The sequence below is a fragment of the Aeribacillus sp. FSL K6-2848 genome, assembly GCF_038004325.1.
GTDB classification, from domain to species: domain Bacteria; phylum Bacillota; class Bacilli; order Bacillales; family Aeribacillaceae; genus Aeribacillus; species Aeribacillus composti.
The window spans coordinates 3,958,961-3,978,672 of sequence record NZ_JBBOQQ010000001.1 but is presented as its reverse complement, the minus strand read 5'-3'; the positions used below and the strand labels follow the sequence as shown (position 1 = coordinate 3,978,672).

Annotated in this window: 16 protein-coding genes and 2 pseudogenes; 12 read left to right on the top strand and 6 right to left on the bottom strand. The window is 37.3% G+C overall.

Annotation, left to right across the window (positions count from 1 at the left end; genetic code table 11):
- Positions 1-101: 101 nt before the first annotated feature.
- From NSS70_RS19040 to NSS70_RS19030, 3 genes and pseudogenes are all read right to left on the bottom strand, one after another.
- Entirely contained in the window at positions 102-1,475 is a 1,374-nt protein-coding gene (locus tag NSS70_RS19040; protein WP_094245847.1) for a hypothetical protein, read from the bottom strand.
- Positions 1,465-2,403, bottom strand: coding sequence for a hypothetical protein (locus tag NSS70_RS19035; RefSeq protein ID WP_339197883.1), 939 nt, complete (start codon positions 2,401-2,403; stop codon positions 1,465-1,467). The genes NSS70_RS19040 and NSS70_RS19035 overlap by 11 nt, the downstream gene beginning before the upstream one ends.
- Before the next feature lie 201 nt (positions 2,404-2,604).
- A pseudogene (locus tag NSS70_RS19030) lies at positions 2,605-3,575 on the bottom strand (helix-turn-helix transcriptional regulator).
- A gap of 370 nt (positions 3,576-3,945) precedes the next feature.
- On the opposite strand from NSS70_RS19030, the pseudogene NSS70_RS19025 reads away from it, so the two are divergent.
- From NSS70_RS19025 to NSS70_RS18970, 12 genes and pseudogenes are all read left to right on the top strand, one after another.
- A pseudogene (locus NSS70_RS19025) lies at positions 3,946-5,139 on the top strand (ISL3 family transposase).
- A 334-nt stretch (positions 5,140-5,473) separates the two neighbouring features.
- The gene (locus NSS70_RS19020; RefSeq protein ID WP_339194187.1) at positions 5,474-6,115 is read left to right on the top strand and encodes an aspartate/glutamate racemase family protein; all 642 of its coding nucleotides are present in this window, start codon (positions 5,474-5,476) and stop codon (positions 6,113-6,115) included.
- 2 nt (positions 6,116-6,117) lie between these two features.
- Positions 6,118-7,683, top strand: coding sequence for an OPT/YSL family transporter (locus NSS70_RS19015; protein ID WP_339194185.1), 1,566 nt, complete (start codon positions 6,118-6,120; stop codon positions 7,681-7,683).
- A gap of 12 nt (positions 7,684-7,695) precedes the next feature.
- Positions 7,696-8,745, top strand: coding sequence for a DUF917 domain-containing protein (locus NSS70_RS19010; RefSeq protein ID WP_339197878.1), 1,050 nt, complete (start codon positions 7,696-7,698; stop codon positions 8,743-8,745).
- A gap of 12 nt (positions 8,746-8,757) precedes the next feature.
- Positions 8,758-9,693: a DUF1177 domain-containing protein gene (locus NSS70_RS19005; protein ID WP_339194183.1), complete on the top strand. Its 936-nt coding sequence runs from the start codon at positions 8,758-8,760 to the stop codon at positions 9,691-9,693.
- A gap of 2 nt (positions 9,694-9,695) precedes the next feature.
- On the top strand, positions 9,696-10,361 hold the full coding sequence (locus tag NSS70_RS19000; protein ID WP_339197875.1) for an AroM family protein: 666 nt from the start codon (positions 9,696-9,698) through the stop codon (positions 10,359-10,361).
- A gap of 286 nt (positions 10,362-10,647) precedes the next feature.
- The gene (locus tag NSS70_RS18995) at positions 10,648-11,505 is read left to right on the top strand and encodes a DMT family transporter (protein ID WP_339210557.1); all 858 of its coding nucleotides are present in this window, start codon (positions 10,648-10,650) and stop codon (positions 11,503-11,505) included.
- A gap of 6 nt (positions 11,506-11,511) precedes the next feature.
- Positions 11,512-12,426, top strand: coding sequence for an aminopeptidase (locus NSS70_RS18990; RefSeq protein WP_339194180.1), 915 nt, complete (start codon positions 11,512-11,514; stop codon positions 12,424-12,426).
- 981 nt (positions 12,427-13,407) lie between these two features.
- On the top strand, positions 13,408-13,575 hold the full coding sequence (locus NSS70_RS18985) for a hypothetical protein (protein WP_339197866.1): 168 nt from the start codon (positions 13,408-13,410) through the stop codon (positions 13,573-13,575).
- A 108-nt stretch (positions 13,576-13,683) separates the two neighbouring features.
- Positions 13,684-14,631: an Rpn family recombination-promoting nuclease/putative transposase gene (locus NSS70_RS18980; RefSeq protein WP_339197863.1), complete on the top strand. Its 948-nt coding sequence runs from the start codon at positions 13,684-13,686 to the stop codon at positions 14,629-14,631.
- A gap of 753 nt (positions 14,632-15,384) precedes the next feature.
- Positions 15,385-16,086 (top strand): response regulator transcription factor, encoded by a 702-nt coding sequence (locus NSS70_RS18975; RefSeq protein WP_339197860.1) that lies wholly within the window; start codon positions 15,385-15,387, stop codon positions 16,084-16,086.
- Complete coding sequence (locus tag NSS70_RS18970; protein WP_339197857.1) at positions 16,073-17,506, top strand: HAMP domain-containing sensor histidine kinase; 1,434 nt, start codon at positions 16,073-16,075, stop codon at positions 17,504-17,506. Before NSS70_RS18975 ends, NSS70_RS18970 begins: the two co-directional genes overlap by 14 nt.
- Before the next feature lie 162 nt (positions 17,507-17,668).
- Here the strand turns inward: NSS70_RS18970 and NSS70_RS18965 are convergent, their stop codons facing one another.
- The 3 genes from NSS70_RS18965 to NSS70_RS18955 are packed head-to-tail and all read right to left on the bottom strand — an operon-like array spanning position 17,669 to position 19,702.
- Positions 17,669-18,112 carry a NisI/SpaI family lantibiotic immunity lipoprotein gene (locus tag NSS70_RS18965; RefSeq protein WP_339197854.1) on the bottom strand — a complete coding sequence of 148 codons (444 nt, stop codon included), beginning with the start codon at positions 18,110-18,112 and terminating at the stop codon, positions 17,669-17,671.
- Positions 18,113-18,165: 53 nt separating this feature from the next.
- The gene (locus NSS70_RS18960) at positions 18,166-18,954 is read right to left on the bottom strand and encodes a lantibiotic immunity ABC transporter MutG family permease subunit (RefSeq protein ID WP_339197851.1); all 789 of its coding nucleotides are present in this window, start codon (positions 18,952-18,954) and stop codon (positions 18,166-18,168) included.
- Between the two features lies 1 nt (position 18,955).
- Positions 18,956-19,702 carry a lantibiotic immunity ABC transporter MutE/EpiE family permease subunit gene (locus NSS70_RS18955; protein ID WP_339210554.1) on the bottom strand — a complete coding sequence of 249 codons (747 nt, stop codon included), beginning with the start codon at positions 19,700-19,702 and terminating at the stop codon, positions 18,956-18,958.
- Between the last annotated feature and the right edge of the window lie 10 nt (positions 19,703-19,712).

Sequence of the window (19,712 nt, the reverse complement as noted above, 5' to 3'; positions counted from 1 at the left end):
ATTGACATTTTCTATCACGATTTCGCTATTTGGATATTTCTTACAATTGCTTTTTCGTTTTTTATTTTTAAAACATTTCCTTGTCATTGAATAACCATAGCCTAGATCCCCTTATACAATAATATCCATTCCTTATCTATAGATTTACGTATCTTCTTATCTCTCTCAATTTTTTCTTTTATATAAGAAATAACGATTGGAACCATGCGAAGAATTTGTGACCAATTAAGTGCAAGGGGATTCATATGGTAAATCAACCCTGTTTTTATAAAATTTCCAGATAAAGCAATAGAGTGACCCAGCATTAACAAAGATGCTAGCTTTGCTTTTGGAAAGTGGGTTTCTGGATCATCAGAAAACATTTTTGAAGCGTACCAGTATAAACGGATAATAATATCAACTGATGCTGGTACAATGCCCGTAGTTAAAAAATGACGAAAATCATATCCATGCTTGTACATATAGCGAGCAACATCGGTCCAACTAACCTTTTCACCAGAAGGACCAAGTACAAATGGAGATTTAGCTTTAATAAGCTGAACAAGTGTGAAAAACGGCGGTTGAATCCCTGCCTTTGTAAAAATATCAGAAAGTAAATGAAGAAATACTTTAATGATTGCGATGAAAAAATTACTTTCCGGTGAGTATCCATTATTTTTAGCAACAATAAGATTTCCATACTTATCTACAAATGTCCCGGTTCCTTTCATAACATCAATAACTCCAAAAATAAAACCAAGAATGGGATCGTGCCCAAAACTCATAAGTCGATGAAAATGTGGATTTAAACCGGCAACTTCTTGATCAAGAGAAACGTCAGTTGAAGCATCAAAGACCACTTTCGCTTTCTTTTCCAAATCCTCAAAAAATGATTTGTGAATTTCTGAAGATTTCTCCTTAATCCACTTTGTGATTGGAGAACCTTCTTGCATATTACCTAAAAAGTTAGTATCAGTTGGAATTTTCACTAAAAAAATATCAAGAAGGGTTGCAACAAGCCCAGCAATCAAAACAATAAGGTAGTCAGATTTTGTCCATTCGATATTTCCGAAATTTTTTAAGTAATCATCTTGACTCTGTTTTAATTCATTTTGGCTGATAATTTGTAATAAAGGATCTCGTTTTAAATCGATGCCGGCATCACTCAACCGTTGATCAGCCAGTTGTAATAAACGATTGAAATCATTATTAAAATCCGTAGATTCAATTTTTCGGTACGTTTTTACAGGGATATGTATACTTTTCACACTAGGTGATGTAGACGTTTCGAATTTATTGAAATCGACACCTAATGCTTCTAGGCGTTGTCTTATACTAGATAATTCATCTTGAATTATATTTGCTTCTATATTAATTCGTTGTTCACGAGATAAATAATCTTGCAAATCGACTTCAACTTCGGAAAATAACCGTCTCAAATCAAGAAGTTCAAGTCTCTGGTATGCTACAATACGCTCATATTTGTTAAATTTCAAATTGCTCTTTCCTTTCTTCTAAAGAATTAAGTGCAGCTTTAAATATCTCAAGCTCACGTTTCAATTTTTCAAGCAGTTCTTCATTCCGATTGGATTGACTCATGTATTGTTCCAATTTATTTGCAAGTTCATTAATATCTTCTATAAGTATATTTATTGCTTTTTGATGTGTTTTTAATATGTCTTGGATTAGCTTTTCACGTTTGTTCCGTAACTCACGTTCGTTCTTGCCAAGTATCCAACGAACTCCTTTGTAAGCCATGACTCCTAAAATGACAACTGTCCCAATTCCAGTAATCATTGAACTGAGACCTAACAATCCACCAAATCCAAGCGCCGCTAAGCCTGAAGTAATGCCAGCTGCACTTAATCCAACAACGCTTCCAGAAAAATATACAGCTGCAATGGGAACCCCTACTGCTGCGGCTTTTGAAGCTAAATCTTTAGTCCTCTTTTCAAATTCACTTATGGAAATCTCATCTTTAAGAAATTTTTCGTCGTTATCTATAGATTTAATAACAAGTGCTAGAATTTCTTCAGCCTTTTCAGGATAAAACTTTTCAGCTGTAATTATTAGATTGTTATCCAAACGAGGGTTATAATTTGCTGCTTTTATTAAACGTGCTAAATCTTTAATAATTGAAAATTTCATTGCTTCTTGTTCTTCACTATTTAACGTTTGCATCTCACTCATCAAACAATGAAGTACATCAACAAAAGATACGTTTGAATCATTGCTCAGAAAAGCACGAAGGTCATGCCGTGATTCAGAACTCAGTCCAATTTGGGACATAAATAAATATAAATCAGAAAGTTGCTTTGGATGTAATTCTCCCTGTTCTTTTATGAAGGCTATTAACACGCGCGTGTATACTTTTTTCGTTTTTTCATCTAGCACTTCTAGAGTTTTTATTTTTTCTTTTGTCACTGTGTTGCCCTCCTAGCGAATAATTATAATCATAGTTAAAGAATTGAGTAGAAAATACAGATGTTTTTTAGATTTATAAACAGGCTTTTGATAATTAAAAATTTGCAGGTATATTTTACTATAATTTTTTAGGATAAAATCTACAAAAAAACGATAAATTTCGACAAAATTACTTTTAAATAACGATGTGTATATTTATTCTTATTTATAGTTCTTCAACATTTTTTCTATCGTTTCTCTCATTTCATTCCGAAATTCTTCAGGTTTTAACACTTTAAATATTGCGCTTGGCTTAAAAGCCACATTTTAATGCCACGGCCGTAAACTTCTGCTTCAATTGTGACGGATTGTTCATCTTTTGCAATAATCTTTGCAGTCGGTAATCGATCTAAAATAGCTTGTAAGGAAGGTCCCCAAAAACGGAACGTAATTTTCATTAGTTCACCTGCATACATAAACTGGACTCGCTTTCGAAATTCTCCTTCTTCAAATCGATTTTTATAGTCAACTTTAAAACGCTCATCAGTAATACAGTAATCGACAATTCGATCCATTCGATAAATTGTCGGAAAACTAAAATCGTAGTCTATGAGAAACGCTACTAAATAAAAATAATATTCAGAGAAAACGATTCCAACAGGCTTGAGCTTTCTTTTAACAGGAGAATCATTTCCTTCCTTTTGATAATCGATAATTGTCACTCGCTTCGTTCGTACCGCATAACTTAAATCCCAAATCATGTTTATCAGCGATTGATTATGTTGCACCGGGACATAATGAAAGCGCTCGTTGCGAATCACTTCTTGGATAAATCGTCGATTTTCAGGCTGTGATTGCAAAATGAGTTTATCCAATAACTGATCCATTTCTGCTTTTTGAAATGCCCTGCTTTCCAGTAATACTTTTGCTAAAACGAGTATTTCTTCATTCGTTAACCAAATGTTTTCATTTCGTCTTAATACGTAGCCATTTTTCTTCCGATCATATTCTAATACCATTGATGCTTCAAAATTATTGGCGATGTATGTACGCAATTCATCAATATCACGCTGAATTGTTTTTTCATTCACACCAAAACGAACCGCTTCTTCCTTTTTCGAAATCGTATCTCCTTGGCAAAGACGTTCATATAATGACAAAATTCGAAGCGATTTTGATTGTTGCTCGTCCATGAAAATCCTCCATTCCGACAAAAAATTTCAATTTTAGAAACTAAATATATGTTACTATATGGAATTAAACACAAAAAAGATGTAATAAGGTACAATGCATAAAATTAGGGTACAGAAATAATGGAATAAAAATCCTTTAAATAAAAACTTTTACTTCGGAATGGTTTCTGATTAGTCATTTTTTCATCCTCAATTTAGTAATATTGAGTGATAACACTATTACATTATCATCAAGACATGGACAGTATTTGTACTTTAAGAAAAAAAGATTCATCACCACATTTTGTGATTTAACCCAAAAAATAAGGAAAACACTCACGAATTCCTGGCAATAATGTTAGCGTGACTTAACATAACAGGAGGTTCTAAAGTGTTTTCCGTATCACTAGATTTGCCAGAATTTGAAGTTGTTAAACAAGTGTTTCTTGAAGATTGCAGTTTGTTACATGTTGAGAAAAATACTACAGAAGAACGCTGTTCTTACTGCGGTTTTTTTTCTAGTCATGCCCATGACTGGCGGACAAGAAAGGTTCGTGACTTGTCCGTATTAGGTAAGCCCCTTTTCTTATTTGTCAGAGTGTATAGATACCGTTGTCACAACTGTAATGAGGGATTTTCACAAACATTTGAATGTATCCGTCCTAATAAGCATCAGACCAATCGGTACAGAGAATATCTGTACGAAATGTGCATTGGCTCTACTATCCAAGAAGTGAGTCGAAAGGAAAAAATACCTTATACAACCGTTGAGAGAATATTTTATTCCGTTGCTAAAGAAAAAGAGAAGGAGCATTTAGAAACTCTTGAAAGTGTTTTAGAAGACAATGAATTAATCCTTAGCCTTGATGAGATCGCTGTCCGAAAGGGTCACCGATATGAAACAGTTCTTATGGATACCCAATCCGGGAGTGTGCTTGGTATGGAACATCAACGGAGTTATCGTTCAACTCAGATCTTACTTGCCAAGAAGATTCTGTCTGATAAATGCGTTCATACCGTTGTTATGGATATGTGGGATCCCTTCCATAAAGCTGTTAAATCTATATTCCCAGAGGCCTGTATCGTCATTGATAAATATCATGTGGTGCAAAAGGTGACACATGCACTTGACCAAGTTAGAAAGAAAACTCCTGGACTAAAAAAGGGACGGTTTAAACTCTTGAAAGGTTCTGAAAAGTTAACGGCTAATGAAAAACAACAATTAGACGAGATGCTCAAAGAGCATTCAGAATTGTCATATGCCTATTTTCTAAAAGAACTATTTAGAAAAATATACCAAGTGAATGACTATGATACAGCTGATTCACTCTTAGAAGAATAGATTCAACTCGCATGGAGCAGCCCATTTCCTTCATTTCATCAAGTTGCCAAGACGATAGAAAATTGGAAGGCACAAATTTTACAATATTTTCTTACCCCTTTTACGAATGGCCGGATTGAAGGTACAAACCATAAGAGTAAGAACATCAAAAGACGTGCTTTTGGCTTCAGAAACCTTGAAAGATTTCGGCTACGTGTATTTTTGGAATGTACAGGTAAAACTTATAAAAATCAGGTTGCTTAACCATGCCCTTCATCAGCTTTCCGCATTGTAGTTGGTAGAATGGAATCCGTCAAGGAAAGCGCTTGACCTCTTCCATTCTACCCACTTAGTGGTCTGCAAGCTGACGAAGGAGCTACTCTAGATTGAGTATCAATCTCGCTAACTTATTGCCGGAATTGTGTGAACATCACAGAATATGGTGATGAGACTCTTTTTTTATCAAATAGATCATTTGCGTAAAGATCAACAATGCACAATATGGATAATTCAGAAAGAAAATGATTTCACTCTTTTTGCATTTATAGAAATAGTTGAAAAATTTATAATGGTGAAAAATCCGATAGAGGTGGTTGAATTGTTAGGAATTATTCGTGTTTTAACAACTGATGATGAAAAAATTTTAAATGAACACGGGAAGAAATTGAAAGAATATTTTTCCATAGAATCGGTCACACGCTGTATTCCATCGCAACCTAATGGAATATACGATGATGAATCGGAGAAAAAAGCCATACCCAAAATCGTTGAGTTAGCTAAAGAATTGGCGGAAAAACCGAACATTGATGCCATTACCATTAGTTGTGCTGCAGATCCAGGCTTGGATGAAGCAAGAAATGAAATTGATTTGCCGGTTTTAGGCGCGGGGGGTTGTGGGGCGCATGCTGCAAGTATGGTAGGAAACCGTATTGGCATCATTGGCATTACCGACGCACCTCCAGCACGAATGAAAGAGGAATTGGGAAGGAAATTCCATTCATACTCCTATCATCCTTCTCTTAGAAAAACAACCGATTTATTCGCTTCCACGGCAAAAGATGAATTATTAGAAGTAGTAAAGGATGTCATCAACTCTGGCGCCGATTGTATCCTGTTTGCTTGTACAGGTTTTTCCACTATTGGACTTAAAGATTATTTAAACGGAAAAATTTCCGTACCTGTTATCGATTTAGTGGAGGCGCAAGGGATTGGTTATCAATTAATTAAAAAGGGGTCATAAAGATGCAAAATAGGACATTCAATTTAACCTTTTTTATTTTTTCTGTTCTTATTTCTATTTTTGGCGCCATTATCGGGATGCAACTAATTACAACGCTCGGTATTACGCCAAATACATCCATTATTGGCGCATTAATCGCCATGTTATTTGCGAGAATTCCAATTAAAATTTTTGAACAATTTAAGTCGTTGGAAAATCAAAATTTAGTTCAGACATCCATTTCAGCTGCCACTTTTGGGGCTGCCAATAGTTTATTAATACCAATTGGACTTCCATTTGTAATGGGCTTGCCGGACCTTATTATCCCAATGTTAATCGGAGCCGGATTGGCGCTTTTAACCGATGCCCTTATCCTTTATAAAGTTTTCGATACGAAACTTTTCGGGGCAAACGAAGTATGGCCTCCAGGTGTTGCAACGGCCGAAGCTTTGAAAGCCGGTGATGAAGGCGGTAAAAAGGCAAAATATCTTGGATTGGGGATTCTTGGCGGATTAGTTGGATCCCACTTCGGCATTTCCATGTCGGCCTTTGGTGTTGCATTCATCGGGAATTTTTGGGCTTTGAGCATGTTCGGTATTGGTTTATTACTTAACGGATACTCGCAACCGTTGTTTGGCTTGAATTTAGGAGACTATTATATCCCACATGGCATGATGATCGGCGCAGGTCTCGTAGCTCTTATTCAGTTTATCATTACTTTTACGAAAACGAGAAAACAAGGTGGAAAAGTTACAGACACAAGCGGATACGAATATACCCGCGGTGCTGACGATATTAAAAAAGGTTTTGGTTTTGGATTCCTGCTTTACTTAGGAATCGCTATTCTAATTGCCGTCATGGGCGGGCTCATTACTGAAATGCCATTTGGTCAATTGATTCTTTTCATTATATTTGCTGCTTTTGCTGCATTAGTGCATGAAATTATAGTCGGGATTGCGGCTATGCACTCCGGTTGGTTCCCGGCATTTGCGGTAACACTTATTTCATTGTTAATCGGCATGATACTCGGCTTCCCGCCAGTTGCATTAGCATTGCTGACCGGTTTTACAGCAGCAACAGGACCTGCTTTTGCAGATTTTGGATATGATTTGAAATCCGGCAACATCATTCGGACTGGCGTTTCCGTTGAACAAGAATTATATGGACGGAAAATACAATTGAAAAGTGCATTTATCGGGTTCATTATCGCGATTGTGATGGTTGCCCTATTTTCCAAGAACTTTTTTGGACAAGGCTTAGTTCCGCCGGTTGATCATGTATATGCATCCACCATTAAGTCTGGATTAAGCGGGAATGTTGGTCTTATGTTGCTCTTATGGGCCATTCCCGGGGTGATCATTCAGCTGATTGGCGGTACGGAAAGACAATTGGGCATTATGCTGGCTACTGGGTTGCTTATTATGAATCCTTTAGCAGGATGGGCTGTTATTGTCGGTTTAATAATTCGCGTTCTTGTTATCAAATTTATAGGATCTGAAGCTGAAAATAAGATGTATACGACCGCAGCTGGATTTATTGCCGGCGATGCATTATATAGTTTCTTCTCATCCGTGTTTAAAGCGAAATAATGAGGTGATAGAATGGTTAGAAAAACATTAACGATGGAAGATGCGAAAAAAGCCGTTTACGGCGGCTGTATTCTCGGCGGGGGAGGCGGAGGCTGGATTCATGACGGTCTCCAAAAAGCCGAGTCTACTTTTTCCATTGGCCAGCCGGAATTAGTTTCAATTGATGAATTACAGGGCGGCGATTATGTAGTCAATGTTTCATTAGTAGGGGCTCCGTCTTCTAAGGAAGCTTCTGTTAGTTCCGACCAGTTTGTTGAGACTGTAAACCGGATGCAAAAGGAGTTTCACCATCCTATTAAAGCGCTTATGACAAATGAAAATGGGGCAGCAACAACGATAAATGGCTGGCTGCAGGCAGCGGCAACCGGGCTGCCGGTTATTGATGCGCCAAGCAACGGACGCGCCCATCCAACAGGGGCGATGGGCTCCATGAATTTGTCTGAAGTTGACGGTTATGTTTCGATCCAGTCATTTGCCGGCGGAAAAGGGAAAAGACAAGTGGAAGGTGTCGTAAAATCATCCCTGGAATCAGCCGGTAAAATTGTCAGAAGTATTTCAGTAGAAGCGGGCGGAATGGTTGCCGTTTGCCGAAATCCGGTAACTGTTGATTATGTAAAAGAAAATGCAGCAGTAGGCGGCATTACTCAAGCAATTGAACTCGGCGAAGTCTTTTTGTCAGCACCGGAGGGACCGGAAAGAATTGAAGCCGTTGCGTCCCATTTAAAAGGGCGTGTTATTCATTCCGGAACGGTTAGTTATTGCGAGCTTGAAGAAAAAGGCGGTTTTGATGTAGGGTTTGTAAAAGTTGATGACTTGGAATTAACATTTTGGAATGAGTACATGACAGTCGAAGTCAATGGCCAGAGAAAAGGGACATTTCCTGATTTAATTATGACTTTCAATGCCGAAACAGGAATGCCGGTTGTCAGTGCTGAGGTGAAAGAGGGACTGAAAGTAGCCGTCATTTCCGTTCCAAAAGAGAATTTGAAATTAAGCTCAACCATGTATAACCACAATTTGTTAAAAACCATTGAACCTGTTATTAATAAAAAAATTGTATAAGGAGAGATTGGGATGTCTTTAAAATATACAATGGAAGTTTTGGAATTACTAGATGATGCTTCAGTTAATGGAGAAGCGGTTGTCCGCTTATTTGAAGGAAAAAAATATGTGGAAGCAAGCTACACAACAGTAACTGGCGAAAATGGGTCAACAGATTTTGTCAAAATATTAATTAAAGGGACAAATGGGAAATCGAGCGGCGGACATGCTCCGACATTGGGTGTTGTCGGAAGACTTGGCGGTTTGGGCGCACGTCCAAATCGGATTGGATTTGTTTCCGACGGTGATGGAGCAGCTGCGGCTGTAACAATAGCTTTAAAACTTGCAATCATGTCCGAAAAAGGGGATCGGCTGCCCGGTGATGTTTATGTAACGACACATATTTGTCCGGATGCGCCTACACGGCCGCATGAACCTGTAGATTTTATGGATTCTCCTGTTGATATATTAACAATGAATCGATATGAAGTAGTCCCGGAAATGGACGCCGTTTTATCGATTGATACAACGAAAGGAAATAAAGTGATAAACCACCGTGGCATTGCGATTTCTCCAACAGTCAAATCAGGATATATTTTAAAATTCAATGATGATTTACTGCGAATTATGGAAATGACAACGGGTGATTTACCAGTCACGTTTGCTGTCACAACGCAAGATATTACGCCATACGGCAATGGCGTCTACCACTTAAATAGCATTCTTCAGCCTGCCGTTGCAACAGATGCACCGGTTGTCGGCGTCGCTATCACTGCCAAAACAGCTGTACCGGGATGCGGTACTGGTGCTAGCCATGAAGTCGATATTGCCCAAGCTGTAAGATTTTGCATTGAAGTGGCAAAAGAATATACTCAAGGCAACTTTGAATTTTATGATAAAGAAGAATATGAACGCTTAGTGAAACTCTATGGTTCCATGAAACATTTGCAAACTTTAGGGGATGAGTAATCATGGCTAAGGTTGGTGTACTAACAATCGGCCAATCCCCTCGCACAGATGCCACTCCTTCCTTTCAAAAAATTTTCGGTGCGGATGTAGAAATCGTGGAAAGAGGCGGATTGGATCGGCTAACGGAAGAAACGATGGATGCCATCAAACCTGAGGGTTCGGACACAGTTTATATTTCCCGACTCCGCAATGGTCAATCAGTCGAGATTGGAAAAAGCAAGCTGCTTCCATTATTACAGGATGAATTGACCAAATTGGAACAAGATGTGGAAGTAGTGATTATGTTATGTACCGGTGATTTTCCAACATTAGTGACAACAAAACCAATCATTTATCCGGATAAAATTTTAGTGCATACAGTTCAAGCCATTATGACGGGCGGCAGTAAATTAGGGTTAGTGGTTCCATTAGAAAAGCAGCGGCATTCATTAGCGAAAAAATGGGAGGGCGTCGGACTGGAATTGGTAACGGCAGCCGCTTCTCCTTATGAAGAAAGCGATATCGCCGGAGCGGCTGCATCCTTAAAAGAACAGGGTGCAGAGTTAATTGTGTTGGATTGTATGGGGTACAATGAAACCCATAAACTTGAAGCGAAAAAAGGGAGCGGTTTGCCGGTGATTCTTCCACGTACACTTGTGGCACGGATTGCTGCAGAATATGTCTTTTAGTTGATCCGGATCTATCCGGATCTCTTTTTAAAGTAAGAAATTACATTTTGAACTTAAATGCTGAAGTGCTTTAGCAGGAGCGAGGTTTCCATCGCCTCCGTACGATTTGGACAACATCGGATCACAAGCCCCATCGTGCCTTTTATCTCCCCGAAAAAGCATTCGCTTTTTCTTTATGCGATGCTGTTTCACCGATGTTGTTCACAGTCCTGCGGCTCTAGGCCTGGAAGCAGATCGCTTAATGGGCGCTTTCGTTTTCCTATAGCATGGAAGGATGTAATCTGAAATGCCAGTATTGGCTTTATTTGTATTAAGCCTCCTTTGGGGATCGACATTTTATTTTACAAAATTGCTTTTACCAGATTTTCATGCGGTTTCTATTGTTTTTTATCGTTGTTTATTTGGCGGTCTGGTTTTGTTGCCATTCGTTCTATTGAAAAAGAAAAAAACAGACTTTAAAAATAAGGGTGCCTTAATTGGAATTACCTTGTTAAGCGCAGGTGTTCCATGGGTATTTATGAGTTTTAGCCAAAAGGGTTTAGATACAACCATTAGTGCGGTTATCAATGCAACAGGTCCGATTTTTGGCGTTTTATTTAGTGTTTTTCTATTAAAACAGAAGGTTCATCGACAAGAACTATTAGGTGTCGCCATTGGCTTTATCGGTATAGTATTATCTTTTGTTTTTGGATTTTCTGGGCAATTTCAGGTTATGAGTGCCATATTTCTGTTAGTAGCAGTCAGTTTTTATACATTGTCTTCGATTTTGACAGGCAAGTTTTTGAGTTCGGTTTCTGTCTACACATTGTCCTTTGTTTCAATGGCTGTCGGCAGTATTTATTCCGGTATTTTTATGCTTTTATTTGATCTTGATAGCTATCAATATTTATTTAGTGGAAATAGTGGAAATAATTTTTTCTATTTTGTCATGTTAGGCGTATTTAATTCGGGTATCGGGAATCTGTTGTATTTTTATTTAATTAAATCCGGCGGCGCCATTTTTGCCTTATTTATTACCTATTTGATGCCAATTACCACGATTCTGTTAGGTGTTTTTTTATTGGATGAACCACTCGGTTTCGGTACGATCATCGCTTTCATTTTTGTTTTGGCAAGTATATATTTTACGCAAAATAAGGAGTGAAAAGGTATGAGCAGTTTTCAAGAAACCGTTCATAATTTAATGAAAAATAATTTTTCAGTAGACAAAAATATATCTATCCTTGTTTTAACGGATAATAGTACGGAATCGTTAGGGAGAAAATTTGAAAAGGCTCTAAAAAATGATGGGTGGAAAACGAAAATTCATGTAATGGAAGATCGGAGTAAATCAGGGGAAGAACCTCCGCAGGAAACGGCAGAAAAAATGCTGGAATTTGATCTTGTCTTTTGTTTAACGAAACATTCATTGACCCATACTGCTGCAAGGAAAACGGCCAATCAACATGGAGTTAGTGTCATTACCATGCCGGGAATTACAGAAGATATGTTTTTGAATGGTGCGATGAGTGCAGATTATAGCATTGTTGAAAAAGAAACAAATGAAGTAGCGGAAAAATTAACAAAGGCAAAAATGGTTATTATTAAAACCGGCGACAGCTATGAATTAAAGATTCCTGTTGAAGGCAGAGATGGTATACCAAGTACAGGTGTTTTCCGCGGAAAAGCGGCATCCGGAAATCTTCCTTCAGGTGAGGCGTATATAGCTCCATTAGAAGAACAGGCGGTAGGAAAAATTGAAATTACAGGTTCGATTGCAGGTATAGGTTTAGTCGATGAACCTGTTGTATTAACGATTGAAAAGGGGAGGTTGGTAGATGCCACAGGTGAGACAGGCGCTCAATTACTGGCGCTGCTCGGGGATGGAAACGGCCGTTTGTTAGGCGAGTTAGGCATCGGAACAAACTATGCAGCAAGAATCACAGGCGTTATTTTGGAAGATGAAAAAGCGTACAATACCGTCCACGTTGCATTCGGTTCCAATCACACCTTTGGCGGAATGGTTAAAGCAGATGTCCATATTGATTGTGTAACGAAAAATCCGACAGTGGAGTTTGTTTTTTAATGGAAGGAAGCGGTATACAACACAGTAATATTAAACCACCATTTCTCATCCTTTAGGATATGAAATGGTGGGTTGAATTTTGCCTGTTGCGTTTAGTTGATTGCGGCTGGAATTTGTATAAGTAAAGCTAAAAAACTTGTTGGAGGCGATTTAGTCCTGAATTTTGTGTGAAAAGGAAGCGGTTTGATTTGCCGGGAGCCTAAGTTCGCTCTAAGTTCGCTAGACTGGGAGTATGATTTTACACAATAATTTGGATTTGGCCGTTGAAGGGACTGTACAAAAAGGGGAATTCCATGATGAGTCTAATAATTTATGGAAAGAGGAGCGAGCGGAAAGCGGTTCTATTTCGCAGGCATAAGTTTGCTGAGCTGGGAGTCGGCTTTTACACAATATTAGGGCTTGACTGAATTGCATGATCTTTCAACGTTATTCCATAAAGGGGACAGCTATAAGTCGAAAATCGATTTATGAGGAAGGCTCTTTGCTCTTTACGTCTCAATTTCATTTGTTCAGGTGCAAATATTTGATTTCCGCCATCTATATATGCCTTTTCCTTTGTAACCGGGTTCTTCATCGCACATCTTTCAGCACTTCCGAAATTATTCGAATCATAAGATTTATTTTTCGCCAAATGCGAGTGGTTTTTCTAATGATCTCACGGAGGATTATTTGTTGCGCTTCAATGTGGGTCTTGATTTGCCGCAAGTCTTCGTACCTCTTTTCATACACTCCCCCTTTCCTTTTTTTAATGCGGGACATACAGTAAAGGAATGCGGACTATGATGAAACTCGTACAATCTTCTCCGGATGAGGCGCGGATCATGGCTAGTGCTTGTCTTTTCTTTCGATCGATTCCAATAAAGACGACGCCTTCATTTCCGCCTCCATTTACATTTAAGGAAAATGAGGAAAATTTTACTCATCCTCCTGTTTTCAGAAGACAATTGGGATCTATTTCCAAGGGAGTGGGAGTTAACCCTTTTGGAATGGTGTTTGGCTGGTTCGAAATTTGTCGAAATGTTGGTGGTTGAAAGAGAAGATCATGTATATTACAATAGCATTAACAGAACATATGTTCCCGATATATCTGGTGGCAAAGTTTTCATTAGAACGGCTGCCGGTTGGGATTTGTCAAGAAGTGCGTATTAGAAAGGCGATGGGCTCTTTTTTGTCTGAAAACTCTGTCAATGGTTTTGGCTTTTCTTTAGATGAACCTCTATTCCTCTCCAAATTCTCCTCGAAAGGATGATCCCTGTTATGAAGGAATACCTCGATTTAAAACTGGACTTTATGTTTAAACAATTGTTCGGCCACCCGAGCCGAAAGCAGATAACAATCGCTTTTTTGAATGCGGTTTTGCATCGGACAGGCCATGACCGGATTGTTGATGTGCAGTTTGAAAACACGGAGCTGGCAAAAGAGATAGAAGAGGGGAAAATGAACCGGCTGGATGTGCTCGTGTGGACCGACCGAGGCGAGCGGATCAACGTGGAAATTCAAATCATTGACCAACACGATATGCCGGAGCGGATTTTGTATTACTGGGCGAGGCTCTTTTCCCAGTCGCTTTTCAAAGGACAAGGGTACAGCGAACTTCCGCCCACGATTATGATTGCCATCCTCAACTACCCGCTCTTTCCGCATGAAACCGATCGCTTCCACACCATCTTTCATATCCGAGAGGATGAAGAACAATTTCTTTGGAGCGCGCATCTTGAATTTCACGCCATTGATGTATCACAATTTATGGTAAAATGGAAGAAATACAGACGTGAGATCAAACGATCTTCGGAGTGGCCCTGGTTGATGATGCTGTCGGCGGTGGATGCCCGAAAACGAGAAATTGATGAGACAATTCTCAATGAACTGGAGGTGTTGGCGATGAACGAGCAAGAAATTCGCGAAGCGTTGGAAGAGTGGGAGAAGCTAAGCGTCAGTCCGGAAAATCGCTACGCATATGAAATGCGGCTGAAATGGCTGCGGGATCAATTGTCCAACCTTCTGGGCGAGCGGCGCGCTGGGATGGAGGAAGGGTTGGAAAAAGGGATAAAGCAAGGACGGGAAGAAGGATTAAAGGAAGGACGGGAAGAAGAACGGAAGAACATGATCCGGCATATGTCGGCGAAAGGAATGGCGGCGAAAGACATTGCCGATCTTACTGGACTTGCGGAAGAGGAAGTGCGAAAGTGGCTGAAAAAGGACTGAGCGTAACAGAAATTGCGCATGCTGGATTTGACGGAAGAAAAATCTGTCATTTGTTGAAAGAGTAGTTGGGTATGGCGCCAGTCATCTGTCCAACTTGCTGAGAGAGTGTTGAGGGACTAAAGGTATGATCAGCGAAAGGGAGGGAATTCGCTTCCTTCGATCCTCATTTCGGATCATTGTTTGCACTTGGCGACAGTTCAGACCTGTGTATTTCTTTGCAAAACTCTGAATTTTTATTTTGCACTTTACAAGAGGTTTGATTATAGCATCAAGGTCTTTGTTTTAAACAAGCTGCCTCCATCCCTAATTTATATTTCCCTGTCTTCATAAACGTCGACAAGTAATTTTTCTTATTTCGATGCATCCGCAACAATAATTATCTTAACCATTCTTCCATTAGATTCACTTTTTTTAAAATCGTTTCCTTCACTCCTAAAAAACCTCTAAAAACTCTTTGAAATTTTAAAATATTTTGATATGTGAGTTTACCTAACATTTGCTGTCTTCGTGTGATATTAAAAGGAATTAATATGGCAGCAAACATTCGCATGTTCATTGCATTTTTCTGCACTTTTCAATTGCAATAAAAAATTTCCAAAAACATTAGAAAAACTTTAGATTCTCAATTTATATAGGGAATGGAATGTTGTTATTTGCCATTAAGACAGATAACTTCGAGTTTCTATTCGGTTACATCATTATTTTTTATATTGTCCCGAATTATTCCAAGAATTCATATAGGTGGTGGGGATAATGAATAAAAAAAAGAGAATCTTAGTGGTTGATGATAATGAAGATATTTGCCTTACAATAAAACAATACCTAGAGCTTTATAATTACTTTGTTGAAACTGTTCATAGCGGGAATGAGGCATTGCAGATTATCAATAATAATTTTGATTTAATTATATTGGATATTATGATGGAAGGCATTGATGGAATGGAATTGTGTAGCATGATCCGTGACAGTTTGGATTGTCCTATCATATTTGTAAGTGCAAAAACGTTAGAAGAAGATAAGATTCAAGCTCTTTCAGTAGGTGGAGATGACTATATTAGTAAACCCTTTAGCTTAAAGGAATTAAAGGCTAGAATAGATTGCCATTTAAGACGAGAAGAGCGAATAAGATCGAATGAAAGGCATCTTCTAAGCTCTAAAAATATTACTATAGATCTTTTAGCTAATGAAATTTTTTGTAAAGGTGTTAAATTACATTTAACAAAAAAAGAGTATGAAATCATTAAACTATTAATGTTGAATAAGAATATGGTTTTTTCTAAAGAAAGAATTTTTGAAAGCGTATGGGGATTCGATTCAGAAAGTCAATTAGAAACAGTTACAGAGAGTATCAAAAATATTAGAAAGAAAATTCGTTCTTTAGATCCGGAACATTCTTATATTAAAACGCTATATGGATTAGGATATAAATGGGATGTGACATATGAAAAAGGATAAAACGATAAAAAGAGATTTTTATTTATTGGTTGTTAAGGTCTTCCTATCAACCTTTATATCAACGCTTATCACATATATATGCTTATTTCTGTTGATATTTGTGATAACAAACAACAATACCATCAAACCGTCTAACTATTATGTTAAGTATATAGATTTAATTGAAAAAAAGATCGAAGAAAATTCATCATCAATTTTAAAAGGACAATTAATTGATTTAAAGTCCTATCATGAAAACATCCAAGGTGAAGTTTTGGATATCAACGGTAATCATATGTATGGGGATAAGGGGGTTGTAGAAAATAAAATAAATTTCAGCAAAGTCATAAATCATGAGATTGTAAAAGGAAAGTATGTTTATAGATATGTACCTGTTCAGCATAATAACTCTATCCAAGCTGTCTATGTCATAAAGGCTCCTTTTGGGTTCTTAATTAATAATATAAAGGATAATCCCGGAGTGGTATTGATTTATATTTTGCTGCTGATCTCGCCGTTAATATTTTTTATTATTTATTTGATTTTATTTACATCTAAACTATATAAGTCATTATTTAATAATATCAAAGTATTGCTTCAGGCTGCAGAGAAGATTTCGAATGGTGATTTTGACTTTCAGGTGCACGGGCTTAAAAGATGGGAATTTATCAAAATACAAAATTCTTTTAATACAATGATCAACGCACTGAAAGAAACCATTGAAAATCTATCAAAGTTAGATGATGAACGCAAGATGATGATGTCATCAATTGCCCATGACATAAGAACCCCTTTAACGGTGATCCAAGGACAAATGGATTTGATTGCTGATTTGAAGAACCATGATGATTTTGATATCATTCCCCATCTAGATATTATTCGTAATAATTGTAATAAGATGGTCATGCTTACAGATAATTTATCGCTGTTATATAAAGTAGAAAAGGCGAATTTTTTATTAAATATTAAGAAATTGGATTTGAATAAAATGCTTATAGAGAAAAAGCAAGAAATATCAGCAGTGGCCTATAATAAAAGGAACTTAGATATTAAGTTTGATATCAATTTAAGTAAACAATTTTATTTACTTGATGAGTCAATGTTAATGAGGGTCTTAGATAATATTTTATATAACAGCCTGAGATTTACAACGAATGGAGAAATTAAACTTGAGGTACATGATGAACTAGGTGATGAGAGCAATAAAATTTTCTTTAAATGTATGGATACAGGAATCGGATTTAAACAAAAGGATGCGTCCATGTTGTTCGAGGCATTTTATCAAGATGAACAATACAAAAATCATATCGGTTTAGGCCTTTATATCTCGAAAAAAATTGTTAACAATTTTGGTGGAGAGATTTTGGCTTATAATAACGAAAAAGGTGGAGCGACAGTAGAGTTTTATATAAAGGAACAGGAAAATATCATAAATTTGTAATAAGTTTCAATAACGCTTAATGTTTTCGGCTTCCTTCTTGAATTTTGACTCTAAATCCCATTATTCATGCGGCGCTTGCGCTCATTTTTCCATCTTTTTTGTCCATATAGAAAATCAATTCATTCTATCGTCGCTCTTGATTCCACCTTTTTGTGGCGAATTTTATTTTTGCATTTTTGCCACACGATATTGGTTATTCACGACAACTGCTATTTCTTCGTCTGGGTTTGTATTTTTTATGCTGTATACCCAGCCAAAGTTATAATGAAATCTTTTTTCTTCTTTTTTATTTGGAAGAACTTCAACTTTTCTAAGTTCTTTTTTGCTTAATATTTCATGTTCTTCATTAATTGTAATACTTTCGGAAACTCTCCCAATAGGTTCTTGTAAATAACTAGGCTTAATGACAGATTCTTGGATAATATAAGTCTTATCTTTATAGCTTATTTCCTTAAAATTTTGTTTGTTTAATTCATATATCGGTAGTTTTTTATCAATCGCCATATTTTTTGTTGCGGTATGTTTTAACTCGCTTATAAGCGAACAACCTCCCAAAAAAATTGAAACGATCAATAAAAGGGAAAATATAGAATTTTTTCTTTTCAATGCATATTTTCTCCTTTCCTGCTTCATCGTGCTTTACAAGATTGTTTTTATTATTATTCATATGATTTGTTTCCTTCCCATCGATTAAACCATATTATTCCGCCGATTGTTGCGAACACAAAACATATAATCGCCGGTATCATGCCTTTCATCAGTTCTTGAAGAAAGAGCTCTGATGGCTGTATTCCATTAGCAAGCTTTGCTTCAGGCATCAACAATATGGGGATTTTTGCAAGTCTAACAGCCCAAGCCCAAGGTATAAATGGCCACATGTCATCCCCAACAACGGTTGCTCCAATGATAGCTGAAATAAGGAAACCGCCCCCTCCAATAGCTATAGACGCTCCCATCCCATATGCAAAGCTAATAAATATATGCATTGAAAAAAGAAAAAGCGAGCCAATCACTGATAACAGTGCACCTTGCCAAAATAATCCGTAATGAACATCGTCTACATGTAATATATAACTCATCCCTAACAGCATAAGGAAAGTGGCCAAGAATATATCCATGATTGCTGATAAAATCAGCAAAACTAGTTTACTCATATAAAGTTTTGCTCTTGAAACTGGTTCTGCTAACAGGCCGATAAAATTTCCTGATTTTTCTTCCTGAAACGATATAAGACCTGTAAGTAGAGAGACAATGATAGGTATAGAGACTGTTAACACCTCGAAAAAGCCGCTATATATCTTAATTTGCCATGATGAAGGATTACTGTATTTAGAAAAATACCATAACATACAAACTGGATAAACGATTGGTGTGACAAACACGATAAGTCTAATCGCCGTTCGCTTCGTCTTTATCCATTCGGAAGATAGAACTTGAAGAAAAGACAATTCAGTTCACCTCTTTTTTAGAAAACCAAATCGCTGTCGCAAATGACAGCAAAATAAAAAATACAATCGAGACGACAATTCCCATTGGAATAACAGAAGAATTTAACAATGGACTTCCTGTTTCCAGCGGGGTTCCATTTGGATGAACACCTACAATAGGAGACATTAGCCTCATTCCCCAGCTCCACGGAATATAAATCCAATAAGGTTCTGAGGCCATCACTACTCCTATGACGATGCCTAAAACACTAACAATAATAGAAACCGCTGTTCCGAATCGTTCTGCCAAAAACAAGCCTATAGGGATGTATGCCAAAGATGTGACCCAAACTGCAAGACTTGCTTGTATTACTACAACTGCTGATGTAATGCTGTTAGGAAGAAAAAATTTTAATATGAACAATAAGAAGATGAGTTCAATAGATGATAACAATGTATATAGGGCAATCACAATGATTTTACTGAACCACATATGTGTTAAACTCATATCATGACATCGTAAAACTCTGTAGTTTCCTGACTTTTTTTCCCTCATTGCAGAAAGTGAAGATATCAAGGCTGTCCCTAACGGCATAAATAGTAATGGCCACCAATTGAATACTGTATATTCGAAATAATTATATTTTGAATGAATAGTAGGCATTGTAAGAATGGCATATAATATAAAAAAGAAAGGAGAAATATATACAATTTTTTTTGTAAATGTACGTTTATATTTTAAATTTTCTGACTGTATCATATTGAGCATTATTTCATTT

Coding starts and splice junctions, on each gene's coding strand:
- NSS70_RS18970 (WP_339197857.1), top strand. CDS start 16,073: ATGAAAAAGGATAAAACGATAAAAAGAGATTTTTATTTATTGGTTGTT.
- NSS70_RS19015 (WP_339194185.1), top strand. CDS start 6,118: ATGCAAAATAGGACATTCAATTTAACCTTTTTTATTTTTTCTGTTCTT.
- NSS70_RS18975 (WP_339197860.1), top strand. CDS start 15,385: ATGAATAAAAAAAAGAGAATCTTAGTGGTTGATGATAATGAAGATATT.
- NSS70_RS18980 (WP_339197863.1), top strand. CDS start 13,684: ATGAAGGAATACCTCGATTTAAAACTGGACTTTATGTTTAAACAATTG.
- NSS70_RS19000 (WP_339197875.1), top strand. CDS start 9,696: ATGGCTAAGGTTGGTGTACTAACAATCGGCCAATCCCCTCGCACAGAT.
- NSS70_RS18955 (WP_339210554.1), bottom strand. CDS start 19,702: ATGCTCAATATGATACAGTCAGAAAATTTAAAATATAAACGTACATTT.
- NSS70_RS19010 (WP_339197878.1), top strand. CDS start 7,696: ATGGTTAGAAAAACATTAACGATGGAAGATGCGAAAAAAGCCGTTTAC.
- NSS70_RS19005 (WP_339194183.1), top strand. CDS start 8,758: ATGTCTTTAAAATATACAATGGAAGTTTTGGAATTACTAGATGATGCT.
- NSS70_RS18990 (WP_339194180.1), top strand. CDS start 11,512: ATGAGCAGTTTTCAAGAAACCGTTCATAATTTAATGAAAAATAATTTT.
- NSS70_RS18995 (WP_339210557.1), top strand. CDS start 10,648: ATGCCAGTATTGGCTTTATTTGTATTAAGCCTCCTTTGGGGATCGACA.